The sequence below is a fragment of the Parabacteroides sp. AM17-47 genome (assembly GCF_003434625.1).
GTDB lineage: Bacteria > Bacteroidota > Bacteroidia > Bacteroidales > Tannerellaceae > Parabacteroides > Parabacteroides distasonis.
This window is the reverse complement of sequence record NZ_QTLI01000024.1, coordinates 82,153-91,433: the sequence shown is the minus strand read 5'-3', so window position 1 is coordinate 91,433 and position 9,281 is coordinate 82,153. Positions and strand designations below refer to the sequence as shown.

The following is a 9,281-nucleotide window of genomic DNA, read 5'->3' as shown; positions in this document are numbered from 1 at the left end:
TTTGCAAGTTTTTTACGGCAACGGATATCGGGTACATTATATTATAGGATACCCTATTTAGCGTTCAAATTCATCTAAAATAATTAAGTTCGCATCCAAATAGAGATGGAAGAGAGAGTCGAATTTCGTTTTCGAGTTTGTTAGCCGAACCTTAAACCTACTTCTTCATCCCTCGTACGGGAGAACGAACCGGAATGCCAATAAAATTAAAAAAATTATGTCGAGACCAATCAAAAAGGGATTAAGCTATTTTCCGCTGGATACCGATATACTGTCCGACCGAAAAACACGTCGTTTATTTCAAAATTATGGATGCGAAGGTTTCTCCACCTACATGGCGATCCTGTGCGAAGCGTATGGAACCACGGGCTATTACGTCCGATACACGGACGATTTCTGCTTTGACATCGGATTTACGCTTAACCTGAAGGAAGAGCGAGTTCGCGAGATCATCGGATTTTGCGTTGAGATCCGATTATTTAACCGGGATCTATTCGCCCGGCAAGGAATCCTCACCTCTTTCGGAATCCAATCCCGCTATCGGGAAATCAACAAGCGGAGCATATCCCGTATCTCCCCCGAATGGGAAATCCGGGAAGAGACCGCCCCTATTCCTACGGTAGAAATATCGGTTCCTGTTACGGAAACCCCGGTTTTCGCGCCAGAAACCTCCCCAAAAGGAAAAGGAAAAGAAAATAAAACAAACACGGTAACAAAAATTCAAGCTAGAAATGAACATTCGACCTCAAATGATAACGGAGAGGCAGGCCGCAGAGTCGAGCTACTCCAAATGGCAGCCAACGCCACAAGCGCTAGCCGACATGCGTAAACGCTACGGCGACGCCCAAAGTTTCCTATCGATATTCACCCCCGATCTACAGATCGCCGCCGCCCGTCACCCGGAGCGGACCTATACGGGCACGGCCCCTACGCTGGCCACGATAGCCGTCGGCTACGGCGAGCCGGTAGCGATCGTATGGATCTGCATCCAACTGGAGAACGTGAACCTGTTCGCGGGGGTAAAAGAAAAAATGCCCGTCAGCCGCCAAAAAGAGCTGTCGGCCTTGATTCTCACCGAGTATCCATTTTTAAAAGCCTCCGAGATGCTCCTGTTCTTCCACCGGCTGAAATGCGGGCGGTACGGACGCTTCTACGGATCGGTGGATGCCTTGACCATCACGACCTCGCTCCTGCAATTCATGGACGAGCGACGGAAAGAGAGCGTCCGCTACCGGCAACCGGACACGGCAGCTCCCGCCACGACCACCCCCTCCTCGAGTGGTATCACGTATGAAGAGTATTTAAGATTAAAAAAACAAAAACAGCAACACCATGAACACGAATAGAATCTATGGCCATCAAGAGTTGGCCCTTTTATATTTCCCGAACGTACTCCCCTCCTCGGCCTCCACACAATTGACCCGTTTCATCCGCCGGGACCCGGAGCTACTGTCTGCCCTCGAAGCCATCGGCTATCGTAAAGGCATCCGCCTTTACACGCCCTTGCAAGTGCGGACCATCGTCGATCATATGGGCGACCCCGAGAATTGGAATCTTTAATTTCCAAGCCTCAATTATCAATTTTCCATTATTAACGGCATAACGGTGATTTCTCCCGTAATCCAACTCTTTTTTTCGAGCGAATCACGGCCGTAAATGTTCTCAAAAAAACACGTACATGTTTTTCGAAAAACACGTACGACTTTTTCCGAAAACACGTACGTCTTTTTTTCGGGTACAAATCCCGACATTGACCGACACTGACCGACTGCCCTTTTTTCAGTCTCTTACCTTTGCGGAAAAAAGAAATGATGAATAAACTTGTATGTATCGGGCTAATTACCCTATCCGCATTGTCTTGCTCGGTTTCACGAGATAACAAGCAAAGGCTGTATAAACACGAGAAAGACTCCCTCTCGGCAATCCGTATCGACCATCTCTTTCGCCAAGCCAAAAGCGACAGCCGGAATCACCTATCGGCCACCCTGCGCCAAGTAACCTTCTCTTCCCCCGACAGTTCCGGGCGGCAATATCCGCTGTCCGTGACCACCGCCACCCTGCAAGAACAATCCCGGCGATCGGCAACAGACACCTCTTCCCTATCCAGCGCCCAACGATCCACGCAAACCAGTACCGCCACGCACGTATCGCAGGAGAGCAAGGAGCGAAAAAGACAGGCGACCCCTTGGTGGCTATGGCTAGCGCCGGGCCTTGCCCTCATCGTGATTCTCAAAAAAACGACCTCGACAAAATAAAAACTCATCCTATGAACCATAAAAGAAATAAGTATCAGAAAAGAATAAATATACAATTAACAGTAGCCGTGATGTTATGCCTAGCCGGCCTCTCGCTGCTGTTCATGGGATTCTGGTGTAGCCCCACGGGAGAGATCCATAATTCCGTATTAATCGGCTTCGGTGAGGTCTCCACTTTCGCCGGCGCCCTATTCGGGGTGGATTACAAATATAAGGAGAAAAGGAACTATTAAGAAATAAGAAAACGGTAGGTGATAGTATAAATTTTTTTATTACTTTTACCCCTTACATATAATGGACTTATGAGAAAAACCTTTGTTTACCTCTTAATACTAGGCTTAACCTATTTTATTTCTTGTGATAGGCCAAACCATCACCCTTCAATCTTCCAGAAGGTAGAGAGATTAATGCCCCAACATCCGGATAGCGCCTTGGCACAAAAACAGTGGGAACAAGCGGCTTTATTATCCAAACGCTATGAGTTATCGCATGATTCCATAGAAAAAGCACGTCTGGAACAAGAGCTGGAAACAGAAAAGAATAAATGTATAACCTTGAGCAAAAGAAAAGACGTTCTAACCTATGTCATGTAAAAAAATAGCGGAATAAACAATAAATAAAATAATAGGCAAATGAAAACATTCAGTTTTATAGGAGTAAGCATCCTGTTTGTAGTGACAGGGTGTGGAGGCAGTCATTCATCGACCGATGAGTTTATTACCGTAGATGTAAATGAAAGTTATTCAACCAAAAAAGAACTGGTACTGCAAGACTTCATGGATGTGGAATACATTCCTCTGGAAACAAACGATGAGTTTATTAATCAGGGATATGTACAAGCGGTTGGTGAAAAATACATAATAGTGGCAAATTATAATAATGATGGGAATATATTCGTATATGACCGGAGCGGAAAGGCCATCCGTAAGATAAACCGTAAAGGACAAGGAGGGGAAGAATATATAAATTTTAGATGTGTTACGTTGGACGAAGAAAACAATGAAATATTTATAAATGATCACTATAAGAAAAGAATAAAGGTTTATGATTTAGAGGGAAATTTTAAACGCAGTTTGAAGCAGAAAACAGAAGGTGACTCTCAGTTCTATTGGGAAATATTCAATTATGACAAAGAAAATCTGATTTGTTACGATGAAATCAATGCTGAGATACCCTTCCTGCTCGTATCGAAGCAGGACGGGAGCATAACCAAGGAAATAAGACCTTCCTTTAAAGAGAAGAAGTACTTTTTTCAAGTCTTACGGATGGAAAATAGTACAAGAGCTGCCGGACCGGGATCTTACAGCAGAATCACTCCGTTTAATGGTAATTGGATTCTATTAGAACCCTCATCAGATACGATCTACACATTGATGCCCGATTGCAGTTTACGTCCGTTTATCGCACGAACGCCACCTATCCATACCATGGATCCGGAAGTGTTCTTGATTCCGAGGTTGATATCCAATCGCTATTATTTCATGGAAGGTATAAAAAACGTATATGATTTCAGGAAAGAAGAAGGATTCCCTAAAACCTACTTTGTGTATGATACCCAAGAAAAGGAGTTTTCTAGGTATATTATATACAATGGAGATTATACTTCTAAAAATGAATTCTATATGGTTATGCTGACCCCTATCAATGCCCAAGGTGAATCATGGGCTACCCTGAACGCTTTCGATCTTTGCCGGGACTATCAAAAGGGAAAGTTGAAAGGCAAACTAAAAGAAGTGGCCGCGACATTGGAAGAGGATGACAATCGGGTGGTAATGTTGGTGAAATCTAAAAAGTAAAAAAATATCAACAGTGATGGAAAACAATTCATCAGCTGGTGGTCATAGGGAATCACGCCAACACGAAGGATGCCGTCATCCGGATAAGGCATTGGAACGATCTGAGGTGAACATAGAGGGCTTTACTACCAACAAAAAGAGCCTCAATAAATGCTAGACAACACCTTTACGAAAATATCGGAGATATTATTTGCTTATATACAGGAAGAAGTATATGTTTGTCGTGAGGACTCTGTAAACACAAATCATCATTCCATTTTCATGGAATGATTCAACTTGTGTAATATTCATTGTTTAAATAATAAAACGCATGAATAAAATCATATATTACGTATCGATCACGTTACTAACGGTTGTTTCCTCATGCGGAAATAAAGAGACAAATGTATCCAGAAAGTTGACCTTGGATAATTGCCCGGTCATAGCACAGGTTATTAATCTGCAAGGAGATCCGGTGACTAATTTAGACTTTTCTTCCGTAAAGGATACATTCAATTTACCATTAAGCTCCTTGCTATCTTCCTTTCAAGTTATTCGCCTAGAAAATTCGGAAGACGCACTGACCGCCGCAGGACAAGATACCCATATAGCCGTGAGTGACCATTATATTTTAGTGAAATCTTTTAGGGCAGGCTCTTCCTGTAAGCTCTATAACCGTAATGGGGATTTCATCAGAAAGATCTCCTCCCAAGGACAAGGGCCGGATGAATATAACTTATCTATTTATGATCAGTATTTAGATGAAAATAATAATAAAATCTATCTAATGGAGATTCGTGCCTCTAAGATATTAGTGTTTGACCTCGACGGGCAGCCACAAAAACACATTCCTCTGGCCTATATAACCCATAAAGGACGATTTGTTATCAATGACGAGAAAAAAACAGTAACCGTCATGTGCATACCTTTTCAGGGAACTCCCACCGCATTGATCTGGACACAGGATTTCGAAGGCAATATCATCCAAGAATATCCGGTCTCCGACCAATTCATGTTGATCCCAAGCACTTACGATTATGAGGTACGGGAATCCTTGAATACCAACGCTTCCGACTTCTATCTTCATAATTGTATAGCCTCGCAAGACACACTTTATCATTATGACATAGACTCAAATACGCTACACCCTGTTTTTACGATGCATACGGGTCATGAGCCGATCTGCCATTATTTCACGGAGCTGCCCAATCACTTTCTAGTCACTTGGTATACACAGACCTCATGGAATAATGAGTTACCCCGTTTCCCGAAAATCCTAGTAGACAAACAAAGCCTTAAAGGTTGTTTCGTGAATTTGAAATGGAATATGCTAGGGAATATAGATGGGCCTACCAATCCGTCCTTCAATCGAGGTTATTTCACTGCGATCATGGAACCTTACGCATTAAAAGAGCAATTGGAAAAGGTTTTGACTTCCAATCAAAAACTATCTCCGGAGGTGTTGAGAAAAGTAAAAGAGTTGAATAATCGAATTACCGATGACGATAATTGTATCGTCTTTATAGGAAAATTGAAAACAAAATAAAAGAAACATGAAAGCCATAATCACAATCTCAGCGATATGCATACTTTTAACGGTAGGATGCAATCGAAACCCAGAGAATCCGGATAAGTTGCGAACCATACTTTTCGAGCGATGCATAGAGACAGAGCAAAAGATGAAAATCTCCGAGATAGCCGATACCATTGAGTATTTAGAGTTGAAGACTCCACATGATATCGTAATCTCCCGCATCTTAAACATTGTCTGCGGTGATAATTTCTGGTTGATTCACACAAGGCAAGGAATTTACAAATTTACGAGAACCGGTGAATTCGTTAAACAGATAGGCCGTCAAGGACAAGGACCCGACGAATATCTCTATATTCTAGGCATAGATATAAATCCTACTCGAAAAGAGATCATCCATGCGGATACGCAACAGATCTTATATTATGATTACGATGGAAATTTTCTTCGGAAGGAGAAAATTAATGATTACTTTTTTAATATAGTCTTTGTGGATTCTGTATTATGGACTTGTAATCTTTGTATGCATATAGATAAATATATGGCTTGCGCATTGAGTTTAGCGGGTGATACCGTTACTGTCATGCCCAATCCGAATTATGGGATAGAGAGTCTCAACGAGGGATTTTCTTTTGTCTCCTCCTCTGAATTGAGAGAATTCTCGAAATATAAAGAGAATGTTTATATGAAAACCCGCTCGTCAAGAGATACCGTATATCAGTTATCGGGAACAAAATGGAGACCTTATCTCTATCTAGATATGGGTAAATACCAGATGCCCATAGAGTACGAGGCTTGGTATTCCGAGGACGCATATAACAAAAATGCGATTAATTATTGGAATATACCAAGATTGGAGGAAGACGATCGTTACTTCTTTTTCACCGCAGTCAGGCAAAAGCAGACTCAACGGGGAGAGAATGAGAATGATTACAAATTCGTGATTTACGATAAAAAAGAGAGGGAGGGTTTTGTTGTGAAAAATGAGGACGGGATGAAAATCACCGACGATATTTTAGGTGGCCCCAATTTCTGGCCTCGTTGGAGTACTAACGACCTATACATTACGACCATGGAATGGTTCGACCTAGCGCAATGGATAAAGGATAAGAAACGCACCCTATCCCCTACCTTGCAAAAACAGTTCGAAAGTTGGGGAGAGGACACAAATCAACTGATCGTGTTGTGTAGAAAAAAGAAGTGATATCCAATAAAAAGATCACATTACAAATATAGTATATATAAATGGATACAAACACCCGGACACGGGATATGGCGCTATCTATATGACTTTCAAGGATGGGCGTCAGAACTGCTTACTTCCTTCAGAACAAATATTTTGGCATTTGGGCAAAGAAGATAATCCCATCATAATATTAATGGAATAATTTTTGGTAGTACGAGCGAACTGTGTCAACTAAATATTTTTCATCCGTTGTCATATCCGGCTGAGCCAAATAGACATGAACCTATCATACACGATATACCCATCCGGTTGCCTCAATATAAACTCCTTATCTATTAATATCCTTAAGGAAGTATTCACGCTACTCACCGCCTTCAAATCATACTTTTTGATGAAGGCGGCAGCATTGACCTCCCGGACGATCCCTTCCTTGGCGATCGCTTTCAATAGCTGGATTTGATTAAATGTCAACAATTGGAAATAAGTCTGGTAGGTATATTCTTCTTCCCGTAAGATCTCCATCATGAGAGAATCAAGAAGCTCCGGAGAAAGTGTTTTTTCCGGTAAAGCGAAGAGACGGTTCAAAAGATATTGCACATACCAAGTATGCCCATCTACCCATGTGTACACCTTATCAAATATTTCTTCCGGAAGCTCCTTCCCTTCCTTCTCGAAGAAAGAATGGGCAAAGGAAAAATACACCTCCTTGCTGATCTTGTCTAAAAATAATTTTTGGGTGGATTGATAGAAGGGGCGCTTGATTGAGAAGAATATATATTCCATCAAGTGCTTTTTACTCCCCGAAAAGATAAAATGAACATTCGGCAAAAATTGAATATAAGAACGCAATAGGCCTTCCACCCCTTTCTCCGGATATTCCATGATTTGCTGGAACTCGTCAATAGCCAGATAACATTCTCTTCCAGACTGCCGCAAGTAGTCGAAAATCTCCTTCAGCGTCTCCTCCTCTTTCGAAGGGACGATATCCAAGGATACAGACGGAATGCCCGATAACTCATCCATTGTTATCACGGGACGGCAACTCTTAAAAAAAGAAAGCAAGGTCTTCAGCGTAGATTGAGAGAGACTATCCAGCTTACCTAAGATCTCCCTTCCCAACAAAGCGACAAACTCACGCAAATTTTGAGTAGAGAAAATATCTAAGTAGAAGCACTTGGCATTCTTCTCCTTTTCTTGTAGCGTATAAAAAACATTCTTGATCAAACCGGTCTTTCCCATACGGCGAGGGCTTACCAACGTGATATTTCTCCCATTATGAAGAGCGGATAAAATCACTTCTGTCTCTTTCTCCCGATCACAAAAATATTCTGGACCTTGATAACCAACTATTAAAAAAGGATTATTCATATTCAGCATCTTATTTGCATTACGCAATTCACGTAACGCAAATTACGTAATAAAAAACCAGAATAACAAGTAAACCGACTACTACTTACATATCCCGACACTCACCGACACTCACCGACACTCGCCGATTCCCGTTTTTCAGAGGCTCTATCTTTGCATTGTCATTAGTAATTAACCTTTTAAAATTCAAAATTATGGCAGTGAAATTTAAAGTAGTAAAGCGTAAGGTATTGAACGGCGCAGAGAAAGACTCAGTAAAGAACTACGCGATCGCTAAAACGTCGGGGACTTCGGACCTCAACAAATTATGTAAACTGATTTGCTCTCGCTCCACGCTTTCGTCGGCGGACGTGAAAGCGGTGCTCGATTCATTAAACTGGGCGATGGATCTGGAACTTTCCTCCGGCAACGTGGTGCAATTGGGAGAATTTGGAAACTTCCGTATGTCTATTAACTCCGAAGGAACGAATACGCCCGAGGACTTCGACGCCACCAAGATAAAGGGGGCACGTATTATCTTTTTCCCGGGCTCGGCCCTGCGGACTACCCGCAATGAGGTGAATTTCGAGCCTCTGGAGGTTACGAAAAAGAGCGCAGGTTCTGATAGCGAAAGCCCGGACGAGATATGAGAAAAATTGACCTGATCGTGATTCATTGCTCGGCAACCCGTGAGAATACGGATTATAGCCCGGAGCAACTGGAGAGTGACCACAAGGCACGGGGATTCCTCCGTGCCGGTTACAACTTCTACATCCGTAAATCGGGAGAAGTAGTGAACCTGCGCCCGCTAGAGCAAATTCCGGCTCATGCGAGAGGACACAACAAACACAGCATCGGGATTTGCTACGAGGGTGGACTGGACATCACCGGACAGCCACGGGATACCCGCACACAGGCTCAAAAGACCTCGTTGTTACGTTTGATCCGGCATCTCTTAATCTGCTTTCCCGGCTCATGGGTCTGTGGGCACCGGGATCTCTCGGAGGACTTAAACGGAGACGGGACGATCTCGCCGGATGAATGGATCAAACAATGCCCCTCATTCAACGCGATACCCGAATACAAAGAACTCGTGTATGAGCTACGAAAAAAATAAGTAAAAAATCCATGCTCCCACTAAGGGTTTTCAAATTTGGTTGCGACTATTAGTATAGAAACAACTTAAA

13 protein-coding genes are annotated in these 9,281 nt (G+C 42.6%); 12 read left to right on the top strand and 1 reads right to left on the bottom strand.

Translation table 11 applies throughout. The features are described from left to right. Positions 1-217 precede the first annotated feature (217 nt). The 10 genes from DW205_RS18210 (at position 218) to DW205_RS18170 (ending at position 6,765) form a co-directional block, all read left to right on the top strand. Positions 218-829: a DUF4373 domain-containing protein gene (locus DW205_RS18210; RefSeq protein ID WP_005863975.1), complete on the top strand. Its 612-nt coding sequence runs from the start codon at positions 218-220 to the stop codon at positions 827-829. Next, entirely contained in the window at positions 732-1,346 is a 615-nt protein-coding gene (locus DW205_RS18205) for a DUF6633 family protein (protein ID WP_008778650.1), read from the top strand. The genes DW205_RS18210 and DW205_RS18205 overlap by 98 nt, the downstream gene beginning before the upstream one ends. Continuing rightward, positions 1,333-1,560, top strand: coding sequence for a DUF4248 domain-containing protein (locus DW205_RS18200; RefSeq protein ID WP_005863971.1), 228 nt, complete (start codon positions 1,333-1,335; stop codon positions 1,558-1,560). Before DW205_RS18205 ends, DW205_RS18200 begins: the two co-directional genes overlap by 14 nt. Before the next feature lie 248 nt (positions 1,561-1,808). After that, entirely contained in the window at positions 1,809-2,255 is a 447-nt protein-coding gene (locus tag DW205_RS18195) for a hypothetical protein (RefSeq protein WP_227713785.1), read from the top strand. A gap of 11 nt (positions 2,256-2,266) precedes the next feature. Further along, entirely contained in the window at positions 2,267-2,488 is a 222-nt protein-coding gene (locus tag DW205_RS18190) for a hypothetical protein (RefSeq protein ID WP_005863967.1), read from the top strand. Between the two features lie 69 nt (positions 2,489-2,557). Next, the gene (locus DW205_RS22055; protein ID WP_005863966.1) at positions 2,558-2,848 is read left to right on the top strand and encodes a hypothetical protein; all 291 of its coding nucleotides are present in this window, start codon (positions 2,558-2,560) and stop codon (positions 2,846-2,848) included. A 39-nt stretch (positions 2,849-2,887) separates the two neighbouring features. Further along, positions 2,888-4,051 (top strand): 6-bladed beta-propeller, encoded by a 1,164-nt coding sequence (locus DW205_RS18180; RefSeq protein WP_005863965.1) that lies wholly within the window; start codon positions 2,888-2,890, stop codon positions 4,049-4,051. A 16-nt stretch (positions 4,052-4,067) separates the two neighbouring features. Then, positions 4,068-4,208: a hypothetical protein gene (locus tag DW205_RS22170; protein WP_005863964.1), complete on the top strand. Its 141-nt coding sequence runs from the start codon at positions 4,068-4,070 to the stop codon at positions 4,206-4,208. Positions 4,209-4,361: 153 nt separating this feature from the next. Beyond that, positions 4,362-5,576 (top strand): 6-bladed beta-propeller, encoded by a 1,215-nt coding sequence (locus DW205_RS18175; RefSeq protein WP_005863962.1) that lies wholly within the window; start codon positions 4,362-4,364, stop codon positions 5,574-5,576. 7 nt (positions 5,577-5,583) lie between these two features. Then, positions 5,584-6,765, top strand: coding sequence for a 6-bladed beta-propeller (locus DW205_RS18170; protein ID WP_005863961.1), 1,182 nt, complete (start codon positions 5,584-5,586; stop codon positions 6,763-6,765). Between the two features lie 234 nt (positions 6,766-6,999). Here the strand turns inward: DW205_RS18170 and DW205_RS18165 are convergent, their stop codons facing one another. After that, the gene (locus DW205_RS18165) at positions 7,000-8,115 is read right to left on the bottom strand and encodes an ATP-binding protein (protein WP_005863959.1); all 1,116 of its coding nucleotides are present in this window, start codon (positions 8,113-8,115) and stop codon (positions 7,000-7,002) included. Positions 8,116-8,309: 194 nt separating this feature from the next. Between DW205_RS18165 and DW205_RS18160 the strand changes: the two genes are divergently transcribed. Both DW205_RS18160 and DW205_RS18155 read left to right on the top strand, forming a co-directional pair. Beyond that, positions 8,310-8,744, top strand: coding sequence for an HU family DNA-binding protein (locus DW205_RS18160; RefSeq protein WP_005863956.1), 435 nt, complete (start codon positions 8,310-8,312; stop codon positions 8,742-8,744). Continuing rightward, entirely contained in the window at positions 8,741-9,211 is a 471-nt protein-coding gene (locus DW205_RS18155; RefSeq protein WP_009016469.1) for an N-acetylmuramoyl-L-alanine amidase, read from the top strand. The genes DW205_RS18160 and DW205_RS18155 overlap by 4 nt, the downstream gene beginning before the upstream one ends. Positions 9,212-9,281 lie beyond the last annotated feature (70 nt).

Coding starts and splice junctions, on each gene's coding strand:
- DW205_RS18210 (WP_005863975.1), top strand. CDS start 218: ATGTCGAGACCAATCAAAAAGGGATTAAGCTATTTTCCGCTGGATACC.
- DW205_RS18205 (WP_008778650.1), top strand. CDS start 732: ATGAACATTCGACCTCAAATGATAACGGAGAGGCAGGCCGCAGAGTCG.
- DW205_RS18200 (WP_005863971.1), top strand. CDS start 1,333: ATGAACACGAATAGAATCTATGGCCATCAAGAGTTGGCCCTTTTATAT.
- DW205_RS18195 (WP_227713785.1), top strand. CDS start 1,809: ATGATGAATAAACTTGTATGTATCGGGCTAATTACCCTATCCGCATTG.
- DW205_RS18190 (WP_005863967.1), top strand. CDS start 2,267: ATGAACCATAAAAGAAATAAGTATCAGAAAAGAATAAATATACAATTA.
- DW205_RS22055 (WP_005863966.1), top strand. CDS start 2,558: ATGAGAAAAACCTTTGTTTACCTCTTAATACTAGGCTTAACCTATTTT.
- DW205_RS18180 (WP_005863965.1), top strand. CDS start 2,888: ATGAAAACATTCAGTTTTATAGGAGTAAGCATCCTGTTTGTAGTGACA.
- DW205_RS22170 (WP_005863964.1), top strand. CDS start 4,068: ATGGAAAACAATTCATCAGCTGGTGGTCATAGGGAATCACGCCAACAC.
- DW205_RS18175 (WP_005863962.1), top strand. CDS start 4,362: ATGAATAAAATCATATATTACGTATCGATCACGTTACTAACGGTTGTT.
- DW205_RS18170 (WP_005863961.1), top strand. CDS start 5,584: ATGAAAGCCATAATCACAATCTCAGCGATATGCATACTTTTAACGGTA.
- DW205_RS18165 (WP_005863959.1), bottom strand. CDS start 8,115: ATGAATAATCCTTTTTTAATAGTTGGTTATCAAGGTCCAGAATATTTT.
- DW205_RS18160 (WP_005863956.1), top strand. CDS start 8,310: ATGGCAGTGAAATTTAAAGTAGTAAAGCGTAAGGTATTGAACGGCGCA.
- DW205_RS18155 (WP_009016469.1), top strand. CDS start 8,741: ATGAGAAAAATTGACCTGATCGTGATTCATTGCTCGGCAACCCGTGAG.